This is a genomic window from Pseudomonas sp. Sample_10, from assembly GCF_004321495.1.
Taxonomy (GTDB): domain Bacteria; phylum Pseudomonadota; class Gammaproteobacteria; order Pseudomonadales; family Pseudomonadaceae; genus Aquipseudomonas.
This window is the reverse complement of sequence record NZ_RCOE01000220.1, coordinates 55549-71894: the sequence shown is the minus strand read 5'-3', so window position 1 is coordinate 71894 and position 16346 is coordinate 55549. Positions and strand designations below refer to the sequence as shown.

Sequence of the window (16346 nt, the reverse complement as noted above, 5' to 3'; positions counted from 1 at the left end):
TCGCCAGCAAGCCGGCTCCTACAGGTAGGGTTATTTCTTCAGGTGTTCCTTGAGTTCCTGCGAAGCCTGCAACATTGCCGAACGAACCGCTGGAACCTGGCTCACCACGTTGAGCAAACCGTAGTCGTGGATCATGCCGTTGTAGCGAACCGAAGTTACAGGTACACCGGCCTCATCGAGTTTGCGGGCGTAGGCTTCACCTTCGTCGCGCAGCACATCCGCTTGCGCCGTTTGCACCAGCGCCGGTGGCAGACCCTTGAGTTGCGCAGGGGTAGCCCGCAACGGCGAGGCATAGATCTCGTTACGCTGCTTGGCGTCGGTGGTGTAGTTGTCCCAGAACCACTTCATCATGTTTTTGCTGAGGAAGTGCCCTTCGGCAAACTGGTTGTAGGATGCCGTCTCGAAGTTGGCATCGGTCACCGGCCACAGCAGTACCTGGAACTTGATCGCTGGCGTGCCTTTGTCTTTTGCCATCAGCGCAACCACGGCCGCCATGTTGCCACCGACGCTGTTGCCGGCCACGGCCAGGCGTTTGCCATCGACGTTGATCTCTTTACCGTGTTCAGCTACCCATTTGGTCGCGGCGTACGCCTGGTTGATCGCCACCGGGTAATGCGCTTCCGGCGACGGCGTGTAGTTGACGAAGACCGCCGCTGCGCCCGAACCGACAACCAGGTCACGAACCAGTCGTTCGTGGGTCGGGAAATCTCCCAGTACCCAGCCACCGCCGTGGAAGAACATGAACACTGGCAGCTCGCCCTTGACCCCGGCCGGCCGGACGATAGTCAGGCTCAGCGGTTGGCCGTCGACCTGAATGGTCTTCTGGCTGACATCGGCTTTTGGCAGCGTCAGCTTGACCCCGGCCTGCGCACCCACTAGCACGGCGCGGGCTTGTGCAGGCGTCATTTGCTCGATCGGCTTGCCGGTGCCGGCATTCAACACGTCGAGGAATGCCTGGGTGTTGTGCTCGACATCACCGGCGAACGCGTTGTTGATCGACAGAGCGAGAAGGGTACCGGTCAAGACTTTGCTGAAAGTGTTCATGTTCATTTCCTGTTCGGGCCTGAGTGGGTCAGTGATTAGACGGTGACGTGCAGACGTACTTCGACATTGCCGCGGGTGGCATTGGAGTACGGGCAAACCTGGTGGGCAGCATCGACCAGGGCTTGCGCGTCGGCTTGTTCAAGGCCCGGCAAGCTGATGTGCAGGTCGATGTCCAGACCGAAACCGCCAGGAATCTGGCCGATACCGACGTGGGCGGTGATCGACGCATCGCTCGGGATGCTGCGCTTGCTCTGGCTGGCAACGAATTTCAGGGCGCCGATGAAGCAGGCGGAGTAGCCGGCTGCGAACAGCTGTTCAGGGTTGGTCGCCGCACCGCCAGCACCGCCGAGTTCTTTCGGGGTAGCCAGTTTGACGTCGAGAATGTTGTCGCTGGAAACAGCACGACCGTCACGGCCACCGGTGGAAGTTGCAACTGCGGTGTAGAGAGTTTGCATGGTGAAAGCCTCGTTCGGGTTTGATTGTTTGCGCTAAATGTTTGCGCGTTAAGTAAGTGCGAGGTGAATGTATCGCGCTAATGTTTAGTGCGCAAGATAAATTTTGGAAAAAAACCGGGAGATTTAGAAACCTGATGATGGTCTTCGCTTGAAAGGCTTGAATTAGAGCTGTGGAAGGGGAGTTTTCAGGGGGGCGGAGCGAACTGGATTTTCGCTTCAACGCAAAACAACTGTAGGAGTGAGCCTGCTCGCGATGGCGGTGAGTCAGTCGACACTCATCCGAATGTCGAACCGCTATCGCGAGCAGGCTCACTCCTACAGGGGATGTGCGCTGGTAGAAAGAGTTACAGACTGTCTTGCAAGTGACGGCGCAGCGCTTGCAGTTCCGCCTGCAGTTTCTGCAATCGCTCAAGGGTCATGCCGCTGGCGCCGAGGATGCATTGAGGAATGCCACGGGCCTTGTCACGCAGGGCCCGACCTTTTTCGGTGAGTTCGATGATCACCACGCGTTCGTCTTCGCGGCTGCGGGTGCGGCTGAGCACACCTTCGGCTTCCAGGCGTTTGAGCAGCGGGGTGAGCGAGCCGGGATCAGTCAGCAGGCGCGTGCTGATTTCGCCCACGGTCAAGCCGTCCTTTTCCCACAACACCATCATCGCCAGGTACTGCGGATAAGTCAGGCCCAACGCCTGCAGCAAGGGCTTGTAGACCTTGGTCAGCATCAGTGAAGTGGAGTGCAAGGCGAAGCAGGCCTGGTTGTCCAGCAGCAGGTCGTCGCAGTTGTCCGGGGTGTCGCGCTCGGTGGTCATTTCGAAGCCTTTGATCGGTGATCATCATGAATCTAGCGGGCAAATCTTTAATGCGCCAGATAATTCAGGACGAGTGGTGGTCCAGGTGGGTTTGCAGGACCAGATCCCAGGGGGGGATGGGGCTGAAGCGGGTTTTCAGGTATTCCAGCAGCAATCGGCTGCGCGAACTGGGTTGTTGTTGCAGGCGCAAGGCATAGATTCCCGAACTCTCCGGTTTGGGCAGGCCATTGTCGCAGAACAGCGGCATCAGTTCCCCGCGCAACAGATACTCACTGGCCAGCCATGTCGGCAAATGCGCGATACCCAGCCCGGCGAGCGCACCGCAGACCAGGGCTTCGGCATTGTTGGCGCTCATGCGGATGCGCGAGGGGCGATGCAAATGCATTTGGCCTTCACGTTCGAAGCGCCAGGCAAAAGGTGGCGCCAGGCCGTCCCAGTCAAGACCGTCGTGTTCAATCAATTGTGCCGGATCAATGGGCACGCCACGTCGTTTCAGATAGTCAGGGCTGGCGCAGGCGATGCGCACCATGCTCGCCAGCGGTGTGGCCACCAATCGCGTGTCGGCCATCTGTCCGGCACGCAATACCAGATCGACCTTGCCCAGGTTCAAGCCCTGCATGTCGACGAAACTGTCGATCAGGTGCAATTGCACATCAAGGCCGGGATACAGCATCAGGAAGTCAGCAATGACCGGCGCCAGATGCCGACGCCCGAACGCGGCAGGCGCATCCACCCGAATCAAGCCTTCTGGAGCGCTGCTCAGGGACACAGCTTCGGCGCGGGCCAGGCGTAACTCGGCGACGATCCGCCGCGCCCGTTCGGCAAACGCCAGACCGGCCGGCGTTGCACGGACCGCGTGGGTGCTGCGAATGAACAATTGGCTGCCGACAGCGTTTTCCAGGCTATCAATGCGTCGCGCGACGGCCGATGGGGTCAACGGATGACGGCGCGAGGCCGCAGAAAAGCTGCCGGTTTCCAGTACATCCAGAAACAAGCCCAGTTGCTCGGTCAATTGATCGGGATTCATCGTCTGTAACGCTTATGCGAAGTTGGCACAGCCATTGTGCGTTGCTGTGCGTTTCCGCGCCAGAACCAAATGCGTAGGATGAATCGCCTGACGTAGGAGGAAAACGCCTGTGATTGAGTTTTTGATGTATTTGGCCTTTGGCGCAGCCTTGGGTACGCTCGGCGGAATATTTGGCATCGGAGGTGGCTTGATCGCCATTCCGCTGCTGGGCGTTTTATTCGGGCTCGATCAACAGATCGCCCAAGGGACTGCGCTGGTGATGGTGGTACCGAACGTGATGCTGGCGTTGTGGCGTTATCACCAACGCAACAGGATCGAGTTGCATCACGCGCTGCCGCTGGCCTCGATGGGGTTCTGCTTCGCCTGGATCGGCTCGATCTGGGCGGTGGGCATAGATGCGCAAACCATGCGTATTGGCTTCGTCGCTTTTCTGATCGCGCTTTCGGCCTACAACTTGATGCGCATGTTCCTCGCCAGCGCACCGGCCTCTTCACAGATGAACTACGGATGGCCCTGGCTGGGTGTGCTCGGTGCGGCATCCGGCACCATGGGCGGGTTGTTCGGCGTGGGCGGGGCAGTGGTGGCAACGCCCGTGCTGACCAGCCTGTTTGGCACCACTCAAGTGGTCGCGCAGGGTTTGTCGTTGGCGCTCGCATTGCCAAGCACCGGCGTCACTCTGGTGACCTATGCCGTGCATCATCAAGTGGACTGGTGGGTGGGCGTACCGCTGGCAATCGGTGGACTGATGAGCATCAGTTGGGGCGTGAAGATTGCTCACGCCATGCCGGAGCGCCTGTTGCGCGCGCTGTTCTGCGGTTTCCTGGTGCTTTGTGCGGTGATGCTCGCCTTTAAAGTTTGAAGCCTTCGACGATGTGTTCGGCCAGGCATTCGGTGATCGGCGACGGATTGTGCAGATTACGCACGAGCATGATGCTGGCCTCGGGCAGCAACGGCAGGTCTTCAGCTTCACCGAGGATGCGCATGTCCGCGGTGATCAGGCTTTCCAGCTGCGCGGTGACCGCCAGGCCGGCACTGACCACCGCCATGATCGCCGACAGGCTGTCGCTGTTGTACGCCACGCGGTAATCGCGGCCTTGGGCATCGAGGGCGTTGCAGGCCCACAGGCGGCAGAAGCAATCGCTGTTGAACATGGCCAGCGGCAGCGGCGTTTGTTCGTGGGCGCTGTAGCATTGCGCTTCGGCCCAGACAAAACGCTCCTTGCGCAATAACTGGCCGATTTCGCTGCCCGGTTCGCGGGTGACGATGGACAGGTCCAGGTCCTGGCGCATCAGCAATTGTTTTGATGATTCGCAATGCACTTCGATCTGGATCAGCGGATAGGACTGGGCAAACCGCCGCAGGATGCCCGGGAGGAAACGCATCACATAATCGTCTGGCGTACCAATGCGCACGGTGCCGATCATGTCTGGCTCGCGCAGGGTGTTGAAGACTTCGCTGTGCAACTTGAGGATGCGCCGCGCATACCCCAGCAGCACCTGGCCCTCGGCGGTGAGCCGCACTTGACGGCCGTCGCGCTGGAACAACTGGCGCTGCAGCACGTCTTCCTCCAGCCGTTTCATCTGCATGCTGACGGCCGACTGGGTGCGATGGACCAATTCACCGGCGCGGGTAAAGCCGCCCTGGTCGGCAATCGCGACAAAGGTGCGCAACACTTCGGTATCGATCGTCGGGTAGCTCGACATACATCAATCTCCGAGATGATTGCCATCAGAAACATTTGTTGGATTGATCTTAGACCCGGCGCGAGACTGGAGCCATCCAAACGGAGGGCAACAAGATGAAAGGTCAACATGAGTTCCAAGGCACAGAACACCATTCGGTTCACCTGATATCCGATCTGCTGCACAAGATCAGCCGCTGGTACGAGTTGCATCGTGAGCGCGAACTGCTGGCAAGCCTGAGCGACGAGGCATTGAAGGACATTGGCATGAGCCGGGCGGATGTCGAGCACGAGTCGATCAAGCCGTTCTGGAACGACCCGATGCATAAATGAACCCGATCAATAAATGATGAGAACGACGCTACACAAACCCCTTACCGGTGAGGTAGGTTGCGAGCAGACAAGGAGATGCTCATGCCCGCAACGTTGTCCTTTACCCTCAAACAGGCTCGGCGTCTGGCACTGGCCGCCCAAGGGTTCAACGGGCGCCAGCCGCCAGCGGCGATCAAGTCTGCCCAGCTCAACCGCCTGATCGAACGGCTGGGTCTCCTGCAAATCGATTCGGTCAACGCCGTGGTGCGCTCGCACTACCTGCCGCTGTTTTCCCGTCTGGGTTCCTATTCTTCTGACTTGCTCGACCAGGCTGCCTGGAGTTCGGGGCGACGTCGCACGCTGTTTGAATATTGGGGCCACGAAGCGTCGTTACTGCCGATGTCGATGTACCCCCTGATGCGCTGGCGCATGCAGCGTGCCACGCGTGGCGAAGACATTTATCAACAACTGGCGCGTTTCGGTCGTGAACAGCAAGACACCATTCGCCGGGTATTGGCCTCGGTTGAAGAACTGGGCGCGTTGGGCGCCGGCAGCCTGTCGACCCGTCAGGAACGGGCCGGGCCATGGTGGGACTGGAGTGCGGAAAAGCACGCGCTGGAATGGTTGTTTGCCGCCGGAGAAGTGACCGTGGCTGGCCGGCGCGGATTCGAGCGGCTTTATGACTTGCCGGAGCGAGTCATTCCTTCACGGGTTCTGGCGCTGCCGTTGCTCACTGAAGCCGAGGCCCTGCGTGGCTTGCTGGTGCATGCCGCGACAGCCTTGGGCGTGGGCACCGAGAAAGACTTGCGCGACTACTTCCGCCTGAACCCCGGCGACAGCCGCCCGCGTCTGGCTGAATTGGTCGAGGCGGGCGAGTTGCTCACCTGCGAAGTCCAGGGCTGGAAGCAACCGGCCTATTGCCTGCCCGAACCCAAGGTGCCGCGCAGGGTCGAGGCCAGTGCACTGCTTTCACCGTTCGATTCGCTGATCTGGGAGCGCAGCCGCACCGAGCGTCTGTTCGATTTTCGCTATCGGCTGGAGATTTACACGCCGCAGGAAAAACGGGTCTACGGCTATTACGTCTTGCCGTTTTTGCACAACGAGCGGATTGCCGCGCGAGTCGATTTGCGCGCCGAGCGGGCGGCAGGGCGGCTGGCAGTGCATGCGGTGCATGAGGAAGAGGCGGGGCTGGATGACGAAGGGATGCTGGCGTTGGCGGTGAATCTGCGGCGGATTGCGGACTGGTTGGGGCTGGAGCGGGTGCAGTTGAATTGCCCAAGGGCGAGTGCGGATCGGTTGCGGGTGGCATTAGCGCAGATTGAGGGTGACTGAGCTGACGCCATCGCTGGCAAGCCAGCTCCCACAATGACCGCGCCATTCACAAATTATGTGTACAACGCTATCCCTGTGGGAGCGGCGGTGCGACGATTCGACTTGCCCGCGATGGCTGCCTGTCAGGCAATCAAAGATTTAATGACTCACCGCCTAACTTGCTTCAAGGTCTCGGCAATCAAGAACGCCAGTTCCAGCGACTGATCGGCATTCATCCGCGGGTCGCAGTGGGTGTGATATCGATCCGACAACCCATCTTCGGTAATCGGCCGCGCGCCACCGATGCACTCGGTGACATTCTGCCCGGTCATCTCGATGTGGATACCACCGGCGTAGGAACCTTCCGCCTCGTGCACCTGGAAGAACTGCTTCACCTCACCCAGAATCTGCGCAAAGTCGCGGGTCTTGTAGCCGCTGCTGGCCTTGATGGTGTTGCCGTGCATCGGGTCGGAACTCCACAGTACTTGCTTGCCTTCACGCTGCACCGCACGAATCAGCTGCGGCAAGTGATCGCCGACCTTGTTCGCGCCCATCCGGGCGATCAGGTTCAGGCGACCGGGGTCGTTGTCCGGGTTAAGCACATCGATCAGGCGGATCAGGTCGTCAGGATTCATGCTCGGGCCGACTTTGACCCCGATCGGGTTGTTCACTCCGCGCAGGAATTCGACGTGGGCGCCGTCGAGCTGGCGGGTGCGGTCGCCGATCCACAGCATGTGCGCCGAGCAATCGTAGTAATCGTTGGTCAGGCTGTCGCGCCGCACGAAGGCTTCTTCGTAGTTCAGCAGCAGCGCTTCGTGGGCGGTGAAGAAGCTGGTTTCGCGCAGTTGCGGCGAGCTGTCCATGCCGCAGGCACGCATGAAGGCCAGGGTTTCATCGATGCGGTCGGCGAGATGGCTGTACTTTTCCGCCAGGGCCGAATTGGCGATGAAGTCCAGGTTCCACTTGTGCACCTGATGCAGATCGGCAAACCCGCCCTGGGCGAAGGCGCGCAAAAGGTTCAGGGTGGCGGTGGACTGGTGATAGGACTGGAGCAGGCGTTCCGGGTCCGGCACACGGCTTTTTTCGTCGAAACCGATGCCGTTGACGATGTCGCCACGGTAGGCCGGCAGGGTGATGCCGTCGATGGTCTCGTCGTTGGCTGAACGCGGTTTGGCGAATTGCCCGGCCATGCGTCCAACCTTGACCACCGGGCAACCGGCCGCGAAGGTCATGACAATTGCCATTTGCAGCAACACTTTGAACGTATCGCGAATTTTTGCGGCGGAGAACTCGGCGAAGCTTTCGGCGCAATCGCCGCCCTGCAACAGAAACGCGCGGCCCTGGGTCACTTCGGCAAACTGACGACGCAATTCCCGCGCTTCGCCGGCAAACACCAGCGGTGGATAGCTGGCCAGCGTTTGCTCGACCTGCTGCAAATGCGCAGCGTCGGGATATTGAGGTTGTTGCTGGATCGGCAAGGCGCGCCAGCTGTCAGGGCTCCAGGGTTGGCTCATCATCATCTCTAGTGTTTTACGCTCGGGCGTCCATGTTATCAGCAATTAGTGCGTGACCTGTTCCCGTCGCTTCGCGGACAATCGCGCCTTTGCCGCTTCATGTTGCGGTGTGTTGCGTTGCCAGGCCCGGCAACGATCGGGAGACGAAATGACTGAGGAGCGCGTCGAGCATTTGCTCGCCGAGGTGCAGGACGAATTTGGTGTGATTCGTGTGCTGGAAGTGGCTGATTACCGTTTTCTCGAATTCGGCGATGCCATCGAGCAAAGCTGCGTGTTCACCGCCGACCCGAGCTGGCTCGAGTATGACTACACCCGGGCGATGCTGATTGGCGCGCTGTGCCACGAACAGCCGGAATCGGCATTGTTCCTCGGCCTCGGTGCAGGCACGTTGACCCAGGCTTGCCTCAAATTCCTGCCGCTGGACGACGTCGAAGCCATTGAGTTGCGCCCGGATGTGCCGCGCCTGGCCATCGAATATTTGGGGCTGGATGACGATCCGCGTCTTTACATCCGTGTGGGTGATGCGCTGGAGTTGCTCGACACCGCCGAGCCCGCGGACCTGATTTTTGTTGATCTTTACACCGACGTAGGCCCGGGAGCCGGGCACTTGGCGTGGACTTTCCTGGAAAACTGCCAGAAACGCCTCAACCCGGGTGGCTGGCTGGTGATCAATCAATGGGCCACCGATGACGGCAAGCCGTTGGGCGCCGCGTTGCTGCGCGGGCTCTATCATCGGCATTACTGGGAACTGCCGGTGAAGGAGGGCAATGTGATTCTGATCGTGCCGTCGGACCTGGATCAGGAGCTGGATATGGAAGGCCTGGTATCCCGGGCCGAAGGGCTGGCGCCGCGGTTGGGGTATTCGTTGCAGTCGTTGATCAAGGCGATTCGCCCGGCGACATGATTCGGTGCCCGTGAGGGCCTCATCGCGGGCAAGCCATGCTCCCACAGTTTTCGTGTCCTTGCGGATGAAACAAAACCTGTAGGAGCAAGGCTTGCCCGCGATAGCGATCTTTATTTCGACGCAAATCTCAGCAGCCTTTGAAGATGCCGGGCCGCCGCTCCACCAGCGACCGCACCCCCTCCTGGGCATCCTCGCTGCTCAGCAACTTTTTCACCTGCGCCGGCAACCCGTGCGCAGCGGCGGTTTCCCCTTCGTAACGCGCCTGTCGCGCCGACATCAACGTCGCCTGCACACCCAGAGGTGCCTGCCGCGCAATCCGTTCAGCCAGTTCAATGGCCCTTGGCAACAAATCCTCGCTGGCCATCACTTCCTGTACCAGGCCCAAGTGCAGCGCATCGTGAGCATCGAACTCGTCGCCGGTCAGCATCCAGCGCATTGCATTGCCCCAACCGGCGACCTGATGCAGGCGCAATGTGGCGCCGCCGAAAGGGAAGATCCCGCGCTGCACTTCCATTTGCGCGAAGCGCGTGTTGCTGGCGCACAGGTTGATATCGGCGGCCAGCATCAACTCGATGCCGATGGTCAGGCAGTAACCCTGCGCGGCGACGATTACCGGTTTGCTGACCCGGGGGCCGGCAAATACGCCCCACGGATCGCAGCCGCCAGGCGGAGCCTGCCAGCCTTCGGTCAGCGCAGCGCTGGCGTTGACCAGATCCAGCCCGGCGGTGAAGTGCTCGCCGTGACCGAATACCACCGCAACCCGCGCATCGCTGTCCGCTTCGAACTCACCATAGGCAAGGCTCAGCTCGTTGAGCAGGTCAAGGTCGAAAGCATTGCGCTTGGCTACCCGATCCAGGCCGATCAACAGGACATGACCGCGCTTTTCACGGCTCACACGGCGGGTGTCGAGCTCTTTCATGGTGCATATCCTCGGGCGGGAAGGGGAGTCAGACCGGCGGTCCGGGTCTTCAAGATGAACCGTTTTAGCGCCATCGCCCGCTGGGCCGGGCCTTTGAAAAATAGACGCTTGCACGATTATCCGCAAAGCCTGTGACAGAACGCCGTATGCGGGAGTTTTGCGATAAAAAAAGCTCCCTTTTTCGGCAAATTCCGGTATAGTGCGCGCCGGCCTTTAGCCGGGCCGCGTTTAGGTAGAGCAATTCCCCGAAGTCAGCTTCGGCTGCACGTCCGTACTACGGACTCTCCCTTGACGATTCTTTTCATTCATTCGTTTTCGCAAATCCCCGCCGACAAAGCTGCCAGGGCGACTCTTGAGTCTCAACACGGCATGCGCAGCTTTGGAGCATGGGTCTTTGCGGATGCACTTAGAGGCAGACCCATGACCCAGGAAATCGGCGGCTTCGCCGCTCTTGAACTTCATCCCAATATTGTCGCTGCAGTAGTCGCTACCGGCTATGAAGAGCCTTCGGCCATTCAGCAGCAGTCGATCCCGATCATTCTCGCCGGTCACGATATGATTGGTCAGGCGCAAACCGGTACCGGTAAAACCGCTGCCTTTGCCCTGCCTATCCTGCACCGCATTGATCCGTCCAAGCGCGAGCCGCAAGCTCTGATCCTGGCCCCAACTCGTGAGTTGGCGCTACAAGTTGCAACCGCTTTCGAAACCTACGCCAAGCAAATGCCGGGCGTAACTGTTGTGGCTGTCTACGGCGGCGCGCCGATGGGCCCACAATTGAAAGCAATCCGTAATGGCGCACAGATCGTTGTCGCCACACCGGGCCGTCTGTGCGACCACCTGCGTCGCGACGAAAAAGTTCTGGCGACCGTGAACCACCTGGTTCTCGACGAAGCAGACGAAATGCTCAAACTGGGCTTCATGGATGACCTGGAAGTTATCTTCAAGGCCATGCCGGAAACCCGTCAGACCGTATTGTTCTCGGCCACCCTGCCGCAATCGATCCGTGCCATCGCTGAGCGCCACCTGCGCGATCCGAAGCACGTGAAGATCCAGAGCAAGACCCAGACCGTTACCGCGATCGAACAGGCTCACCTGTTGGTTCACGCTGACCAGAAGACTTCTGCCGTTCTCAGCTTGCTGGAAGTGGAAGATTTCGACGCCCTGATCATGTTTGTGCGCACCAAGCAAGCGACCCTGGACTTGGCCAGTGCCCTGGAAGCCAAAGGCTACAAAGCCGCTGCGCTGAACGGTGACATCGCCCAGAACCAGCGTGAGCGCGTGATCGACTCCCTCAAGGATGGCCGCCTGGACATCGTTGTGGCGACCGACGTTGCTGCCCGTGGCTTGGACGTTCCGCGCATCACTCACGTATTCAACGTTGACATGCCGTACGATCCGGAATCCTACGTTCACCGTATCGGCCGTACCGGCCGTGCCGGTCGCGAAGGTCGTGCACTGCTGCTGGTGACTCCACGTGAGCGCCGCATGCTGCAAGTGATCGAGCGTGTAACCGGTCAGAAAGTCGCTGAAGTTCGCCTGCCGGACGCTCAAGCCGTTCTGGATGCGCGCATCAAGAAACTGACCAACAGCCTGTCGCCGCTGGTGGCTGATGCCGAATCGACCCACGGTGATCTGCTCGATCGCCTGACCGCCGACATCGGTTGCAGCCCGCGTGCCCTGGCCGCAGCCCTGCTGCGCAAGGCTACCAACGGTCAAGCGCTGAACCTGGCCGCTATCGAGAAAGAGCGTCCACTGGTGCCGAACAACGCGCCACGTGGCGATCGTCCAGAGCGTTCCGGTGATCGTCCTGAGCGTGGTGATCGTGAGCGTCGCGCTCCGATGCCATTGGGTGAAGGTCGTGCCCGTTGCCGTACCGCGCTGGGTGCGCGTGACGGTATCGCTGCCAAGAACCTGCTGGGCGCCATCCTCAACGAAGGTGGCCTGGCGCGTGAAGCGATCGGTCGCATTCAGGTGCGTGACAGCTTCAGCCTCGTCGAGCTGCCGGAAGATGGTCTGGAGAAGTTGCTGACCAAACTGAAGGACACTCGCGTTGCCGGTAAGCAGTTGAAGCTGCGTCGCTATCGCGAAGATTGATCCGCCTTTGGGCTGATTGATCGAACATGAAAAATCCCCGACTGGTTCGGGGATTTTTTTTGCTTTTGAAAAAGATTGCAGGTCAGCCGAAGCGATAGATGTCCATGCCCAGTGCCCCCATGGTGAATCCCTTGTGCGCAACACTGAAATCACCTCCGGCACTGCGGGCAAAGTACAGCGGCAGCAAGTGCTCATCGCTCGGATGGTTGCGCACGGCATGCGGTGCCTGCGCGCGATAGTCATGCAGCGCGGCCTCATCGTTGGCGGCAAGTTTCTCGATCATCCAGTCGCGGAACGCTTGTGCCCAGGGTTCAACGCTTTCCGGGCCGGCATGCCAATCCAGTTCCCGCAGGTTGTGGGTAATGCTGCCGGAGCCGATCAGCAATACGCCGTGCTCGCGCAGGCTGGCCAGGGCATGGCCGACGCGGGTTTGCAGGGCAGGGCCGCCACGGGTGGGCAGCGACACCTGAACGATCGGGATGTCCGCCTGTGGATACATCAACGACAAAGGTACCCATACGCCATGGTCGAAGGGGCGCTGGGGATCGATGCGTGCCGGAAGGTCGCTGGCCTTCAACTGCTCGACAACTTCGGCGGCCAGTTGGGGGTCCCCAGGCGCCGGGTATTGCACTTCGAACAGGGCTTTGGGGAAACCACCGAAATCGTGCCAGGTGTCAGGTTGCGGATTGCCGCTGACCAGCAGCTCGTTGCTTTCCCAGTGTGCAGAAACAATCACGATGGCTTTTGGCTTCGGCATTTCAGCTGCCAGGCGAGCGAGGGCCGGTCCACTGGCGCCGGGTTCCAGGGCTAGCATCGGGGAGCCATGGGAGATGTACAGGCTGGGGAACATGTTTAAGCTCCAGAGAGTAAGATGGCGCCATCTTCAATCAGATCATTGATCTAAATCTAATATAAGTTTTAGGGTGTTTTGATCGAATTTTCGGGGTTATCTATGCAGCCGGAGTTTTGGCACAAGAAGTGGGCGGCAAACCAGATCGGCTTTCATCTGCCGCGGGTGAACCCGTATCTGCAACGGTTCTGGCCGTCGTTAGGGCTGGAGGAGGGGGCTCGTGTGCTGGTTCCCTTGTGCGGAAAAAGTCTGGACCTGCTTTGGCTTGCCCATCAGGGGCATGAGGTTCTGGGGATCGAATTGTCGGAGAAGGCCGTGGAGGATTTCTTCAGCGAACACGGCTTTGATCCTGCCGTCAGCGAGCAAGGGCCTTTCAAGGTTTATCGGGCAGGTTCGATAGAGTTGTGGTGCGGTGATTTCTTTGCGCTGACTGCCGGTGATGTGGCCGATTGTTCTGCGCTCTATGACCGTGCCGCATTGATCGCGTTACCCCAGGCAATGCGTGAGGAATATGCGGGTCATTTGAAGCGGATATTGCCCAAAGAATCCCTGGGGCTACTGATCACTCTGGACTATGACCAGACGCAGATGCCTGGCCCGCCGTTTGCCGTTGTCGATGATGAAGTGCAGCGGCTGTTTGGCGATTCGTGGGCGCTGAAGATCCTGGAAGATCAGGATGTGCTGAGTGAGAGCGGGAAATTTCTGGAGGCGGGTGTTACTCGGCTTGAAGAGCGGGTGTACCGGGTTTCCATTCAATAAAAGGTGTGTTGTCTGTACTGGCCCTTTCGCGGGCGAGCCTCGCTCCCGCAAGGGGCGGATCTTCTGTAGGGGCGAGGCTTGCCCGCGAAGAGGCCCTGAAGAACACCGCATCAATCAGCAGACAAAAAAAGGCCCGCATCTCTGCGGGCCTTCCTGTTTATTGCGTTGCCACTTAGCCCCGACGACGAGCCAGAGCGTCGATACGCTCTTCCAGCGGCGGGTGGCTCATGAACATGCGGGCGAAGCCCTGTTTGATGCCACCGTTGATGCCGAAGGCGTTCAGGGTGTCGGGCATGTGCACCGGCAGGCCTTGTTCGGCGCGCAGGCGTTGCAGGGCGCCGATCATCGCGGCGGTGCCGGCCAGGTTGGCGCCGGCTTCGTCAGCGCGGAATTCGCGTTTGCGCGAGAACCACATGACGATGGCACTGGCCAGGATGCCCAGAACCAGTTCGGCGAAGATGGTTGCCACGTAGTAGGCAATACCCTGGCCTTCTTCATTCTTGAAGATCACCTTGTCGACAAAGTTGCCAATGATCCGCGCGAAGAACATCACGAAGGTGTTCACGACGCCCTGGATCAACGCAAGTGTGACCATGTCGCCGTTAGCCACGTGGCCGATTTCGTGGGCCAGAACGGCTTTCACTTCATCCGGCGAAAAACGTTCGAGCAAGCCCTGGCTGACCGCCACCAGTGCATCGTTCTTGTTCCAGCCGGTAGCGAAGGCGTTCGCCTCGTAGGCCGGGAAAATCCCGACTTCGGGCATCTTGATCCCGGCTTCGCGGGACAGTTGCTCGACTGTTTGCAGCAGCCATTGCTCGTGACGCGTGCGTGGCTGGGTGATGATCTGGGTGCTGGTGCTCATCTTCGCCATCCACTTGGAGATGAACAGCGAGAACAGGGAACCGGCGAAACCAAAGACCGCACAGAAAATCAGCAGCTGATTGAGGTTGAGATCAACCCCGTTGGCCGCCATGAACCCGTTGAAGCCGAAAAGGCTCAGGGTGATGCTGGCAATCAGCACGACCGCCAGGTTAGTGGCCAAAAACAGCAGGATGCGCATCATGGTTGTAGAAATCTCCTTATGCTAAAAATGTAGCGTACTGCGGGGTATATAAGGTGCTGCACCGGGGTATTCAACCGGGTGACTATTTCAAACTGTGTCCTACGGTAAAAGCTTAGCTGCTTGCAGGGCATTTCCGACATTGATGCAGGAAGTGTTTGTAGGCCGGCAGGTCTCATTTGCCCCGTCGGCGTTGGACCGGAGCAGGCAGCGCAGTATTGATCAAGGCTAGAAGTGTCAGTGCTCGACTGGGTGCAAACATATGTTGCTGAATGAATCACCGTGCGACTCTGCAAGCGCCGTCGCACGGTAAACCGGTCATTTACTGCCGATAGGACTTGAGGAAATTGCCGATGCGGCCGATGGCCATGTCCAGGTCATCGACGCGAGGCAGGGTCACGACGCGGAAGTGGTCCGGCCACGGCCAGTTGAACGCAGTGCCCTGAACCACCAACAGCTTCTCGGAGAGCAGCAGGTCGAGGACGAATTTTTCGTCGTTGTGGATCGGGCAGACTTTTGGGTCGATCCGCGGGAAGGCATACAGAGCGCCCATCGGCTTGACGCAACTCACGCCCGGGATGTCGTTGAGCAGTTCCCATGTGCGGTTGCGCTGCTCCAACAGGCGACCCGGCGGCAGCACCAGGTCGTTGATGCTCTGATAGCCACCCAACGCGGTCTGGATCGCGTGCTGGCTCGGCACGTTGGCACACAAGCGCATGTTGGCCAGCATGTCGATGCCTTCGATGTAGCTCTGGGCATGGTGTTTCGGCCCGGAAATGGCGATCCAGCCAGAGCGGAAACCGGCTACGCGGTAGGACTTGGACAGGCCGTTGAAGGTCAGGCACAGCAAGTCCGGCGCCAGGGAAGCAGTGCAGATGTGCACGGCATCGTCGTAGAGGATCTTGTCGTAGATCTCGTCGGAGAACACCACCAGGTTGTGCTGGCGGGCCAGTTCCAGCATGCCCAGCAGGACTTCCCTGGAGTACACCGCACCGGTCGGGTTGTTCGGGTTGATGATCACCAGGGCTTTGGTGTTCGGGGTGATCTTGGCCTTGATGTCGGCCAGGTCCGGCCACCAGTTGGCCTGCTCGTCACACAGATAATGCACCGGGTTGCCGCCCGACAGGCTCACGGCGGCAGTCCACAGCGGATAGTCGGGAGCCGGCACCAGCACTTCATCGCCGTTGTTGAGCAGGGCCTGCATCGACATCACGATGAGCTCGGAAACGCCGTTGCCCAGGTAAATGTCTTCGATGCCGACGCCTTCCACCTGCTTTTGCTGGTAGTACTGCATCACGGCTTTGCGCGCGCTGAACAGGCCTTTGGAGTCGCTGTAGCCCTGGGCGGTCGGCAAGTTGCGGATGACGTCCTGGAGAATTTCATCCGGCGCTTCGAAACCAAAGGGCGCCGGGTTGCCGATGTTCAGCTTGAGGATGCGATGGCCTTCCTCTTCCAGGCGTTTGGCGTGCTTGAGCACTGGGCCGCGAATGTCGTAGCAGACGTTGGCGAGCTTGTTCGATTTGCTGACCTGCATGGCGATGTGTTCCCGAAAATGAACGATCCAGGCGGCGTATGAACAACCGTACTGGGAATCCTGCGTAATCACACAG

Annotated in this window: 16 protein-coding genes; 6 read left to right on the top strand and 10 right to left on the bottom strand. The window is 59.6% G+C overall.

Annotated elements, in window-relative coordinates:
- Window positions 1-30: 30 nt before the first annotated feature.
- From D8U18_RS21765 to D8U18_RS21750, 4 genes are all read right to left on the bottom strand, one after another.
- Complete coding sequence (locus D8U18_RS21765) at window positions 31-1044, bottom strand: alpha/beta hydrolase (protein WP_056856397.1); 1014 nt, start codon at window positions 1042-1044, stop codon at window positions 31-33.
- 35 nt (window positions 1045-1079) lie between these two features.
- Window positions 1080-1499 (bottom strand): organic hydroperoxide resistance protein, encoded by a 420-nt coding sequence (locus D8U18_RS21760; protein ID WP_056856396.1) that lies wholly within the window; start codon window positions 1497-1499, stop codon window positions 1080-1082.
- A gap of 344 nt (window positions 1500-1843) precedes the next feature.
- The gene (locus D8U18_RS21755) at window positions 1844-2305 is read right to left on the bottom strand and encodes a MarR family transcriptional regulator (RefSeq protein ID WP_056856395.1); all 462 of its coding nucleotides are present in this window, start codon (window positions 2303-2305) and stop codon (window positions 1844-1846) included.
- Window positions 2306-2369: 64 nt separating this feature from the next.
- Entirely contained in the window at window positions 2370-3332 is a 963-nt protein-coding gene (locus D8U18_RS21750; protein ID WP_131108384.1) for a LysR family transcriptional regulator, read from the bottom strand.
- A gap of 109 nt (window positions 3333-3441) precedes the next feature.
- Here D8U18_RS21750 and D8U18_RS21745 point away from each other — a divergent pair, with 109 nt between their 5' ends.
- Window positions 3442-4191, top strand: a complete 750-nt coding sequence (locus D8U18_RS21745; RefSeq protein WP_082557657.1) for a sulfite exporter TauE/SafE family protein — start codon at window positions 3442-3444, stop codon at window positions 4189-4191.
- Here the strand turns inward: D8U18_RS21745 and D8U18_RS21740 are convergent.
- Entirely contained in the window at window positions 4181-5035 is an 855-nt protein-coding gene (locus D8U18_RS21740; RefSeq protein ID WP_056856392.1) for a LysR substrate-binding domain-containing protein, read from the bottom strand. The genes D8U18_RS21745 and D8U18_RS21740 overlap by 11 nt on opposite strands.
- 95 nt (window positions 5036-5130) lie before the next feature.
- On the opposite strand from D8U18_RS21740, the gene D8U18_RS21735 reads away from it, so the two are divergent.
- Window positions 5131-5346 carry a DUF1127 domain-containing protein gene (locus D8U18_RS21735; RefSeq protein ID WP_056856391.1) on the top strand — a complete coding sequence of 72 codons (216 nt, stop codon included), beginning with the start codon at window positions 5131-5133 and terminating at the stop codon, window positions 5344-5346.
- An 81-nt stretch (window positions 5347-5427) separates the two neighbouring features.
- Window positions 5428-6657 (top strand): winged helix-turn-helix domain-containing protein, encoded by a 1230-nt coding sequence (locus D8U18_RS21730; RefSeq protein WP_131108383.1) that lies wholly within the window; start codon window positions 5428-5430, stop codon window positions 6655-6657.
- 146 nt (window positions 6658-6803) lie between these two features.
- On the opposite strand, the gene D8U18_RS21725 is transcribed toward D8U18_RS21730, so the two are convergent.
- Window positions 6804-8150 carry a 3-deoxy-7-phosphoheptulonate synthase class II gene (locus D8U18_RS21725; RefSeq protein ID WP_056856389.1) on the bottom strand — a complete coding sequence of 449 codons (1347 nt, stop codon included), beginning with the start codon at window positions 8148-8150 and terminating at the stop codon, window positions 6804-6806.
- 148 nt (window positions 8151-8298) lie between these two features.
- Between D8U18_RS21725 and D8U18_RS21720 the strand changes: the two genes are divergently transcribed.
- The gene (locus D8U18_RS21720; RefSeq protein ID WP_056856388.1) at window positions 8299-9054 is read left to right on the top strand and encodes a spermidine synthase; all 756 of its coding nucleotides are present in this window, start codon (window positions 8299-8301) and stop codon (window positions 9052-9054) included.
- A 127-nt stretch (window positions 9055-9181) separates the two neighbouring features.
- Here D8U18_RS21720 and D8U18_RS21715 read toward each other — a convergent pair whose 3' ends face one another.
- Complete coding sequence (locus D8U18_RS21715) at window positions 9182-9973, bottom strand: crotonase/enoyl-CoA hydratase family protein (protein WP_056856387.1); 792 nt, start codon at window positions 9971-9973, stop codon at window positions 9182-9184.
- Between the two features lie 420 nt (window positions 9974-10393).
- On the opposite strand from D8U18_RS21715, the gene D8U18_RS21705 reads away from it, so the two are divergent.
- On the top strand, window positions 10394-12067 hold the full coding sequence (locus D8U18_RS21705; RefSeq protein ID WP_056856386.1) for a DEAD/DEAH box helicase: 1674 nt from the start codon (window positions 10394-10396) through the stop codon (window positions 12065-12067).
- Window positions 12068-12149: 82 nt separating this feature from the next.
- Here D8U18_RS21705 and D8U18_RS21700 read toward each other — a convergent pair whose 3' ends face one another.
- Window positions 12150-12917, bottom strand: a complete 768-nt coding sequence (locus D8U18_RS21700) for a class III extradiol ring-cleavage dioxygenase (protein WP_130930852.1) — start codon at window positions 12915-12917, stop codon at window positions 12150-12152.
- 102 nt (window positions 12918-13019) lie between these two features.
- Between D8U18_RS21700 and D8U18_RS21695 the strand changes: the two genes are divergently transcribed.
- The gene (locus D8U18_RS21695; protein ID WP_131108382.1) at window positions 13020-13676 is read left to right on the top strand and encodes a thiopurine S-methyltransferase; all 657 of its coding nucleotides are present in this window, start codon (window positions 13020-13022) and stop codon (window positions 13674-13676) included.
- 172 nt (window positions 13677-13848) lie between these two features.
- Here the strand turns inward: D8U18_RS21695 and htpX are convergent, their stop codons facing one another.
- Window positions 13849-14739: a protease HtpX gene (gene htpX, locus D8U18_RS21690; protein WP_007973520.1), complete on the bottom strand. Its 891-nt coding sequence runs from the start codon at window positions 14737-14739 to the stop codon at window positions 13849-13851.
- A 319-nt stretch (window positions 14740-15058) separates the two neighbouring features.
- Window positions 15059-16270, bottom strand: a complete 1212-nt coding sequence (locus D8U18_RS21685; RefSeq protein ID WP_056856383.1) for a pyridoxal phosphate-dependent aminotransferase — start codon at window positions 16268-16270, stop codon at window positions 15059-15061.
- Window positions 16271-16346 lie beyond the last annotated feature (76 nt).

What these genes read in the sequence shown, in the direction of transcription:
- D8U18_RS21705 (WP_056856386.1), top strand. Translation starts at nt 10,394, where the DNA reads ATGACCCAGGAAATCGGCGGCTTCGCCGCTCTTGAACTTCATCCCAAT.
- D8U18_RS21695 (WP_131108382.1), top strand. Translation starts at nt 13,020, where the DNA reads ATGCAGCCGGAGTTTTGGCACAAGAAGTGGGCGGCAAACCAGATCGGC.
- D8U18_RS21735 (WP_056856391.1), top strand. Translation starts at nt 5,131, where the DNA reads ATGAAAGGTCAACATGAGTTCCAAGGCACAGAACACCATTCGGTTCAC.
- D8U18_RS21730 (WP_131108383.1), top strand. Translation starts at nt 5,428, where the DNA reads ATGCCCGCAACGTTGTCCTTTACCCTCAAACAGGCTCGGCGTCTGGCA.
- D8U18_RS21685 (WP_056856383.1), bottom strand. Translation starts at nt 16,270, where the DNA reads ATGCAGGTCAGCAAATCGAACAAGCTCGCCAACGTCTGCTACGACATT.
- D8U18_RS21765 (WP_056856397.1), bottom strand. Translation starts at nt 1,044, where the DNA reads ATGAACACTTTCAGCAAAGTCTTGACCGGTACCCTTCTCGCTCTGTCG.
- htpX (WP_007973520.1), bottom strand. Translation starts at nt 14,739, where the DNA reads ATGATGCGCATCCTGCTGTTTTTGGCCACTAACCTGGCGGTCGTGCTG.
- D8U18_RS21755 (WP_056856395.1), bottom strand. Translation starts at nt 2,305, where the DNA reads ATGACCACCGAGCGCGACACCCCGGACAACTGCGACGACCTGCTGCTG.
- D8U18_RS21750 (WP_131108384.1), bottom strand. Translation starts at nt 3,332, where the DNA reads ATGAATCCCGATCAATTGACCGAGCAACTGGGCTTGTTTCTGGATGTA.
- D8U18_RS21715 (WP_056856387.1), bottom strand. Translation starts at nt 9,973, where the DNA reads ATGAAAGAGCTCGACACCCGCCGTGTGAGCCGTGAAAAGCGCGGTCAT.
- D8U18_RS21700 (WP_130930852.1), bottom strand. Translation starts at nt 12,917, where the DNA reads ATGTTCCCCAGCCTGTACATCTCCCATGGCTCCCCGATGCTAGCCCTG.
- D8U18_RS21760 (WP_056856396.1), bottom strand. Translation starts at nt 1,499, where the DNA reads ATGCAAACTCTCTACACCGCAGTTGCAACTTCCACCGGTGGCCGTGAC.
- D8U18_RS21740 (WP_056856392.1), bottom strand. Translation starts at nt 5,035, where the DNA reads ATGTCGAGCTACCCGACGATCGATACCGAAGTGTTGCGCACCTTTGTC.
- D8U18_RS21725 (WP_056856389.1), bottom strand. Translation starts at nt 8,150, where the DNA reads ATGAGCCAACCCTGGAGCCCTGACAGCTGGCGCGCCTTGCCGATCCAG.
- D8U18_RS21720 (WP_056856388.1), top strand. Translation starts at nt 8,299, where the DNA reads ATGACTGAGGAGCGCGTCGAGCATTTGCTCGCCGAGGTGCAGGACGAA.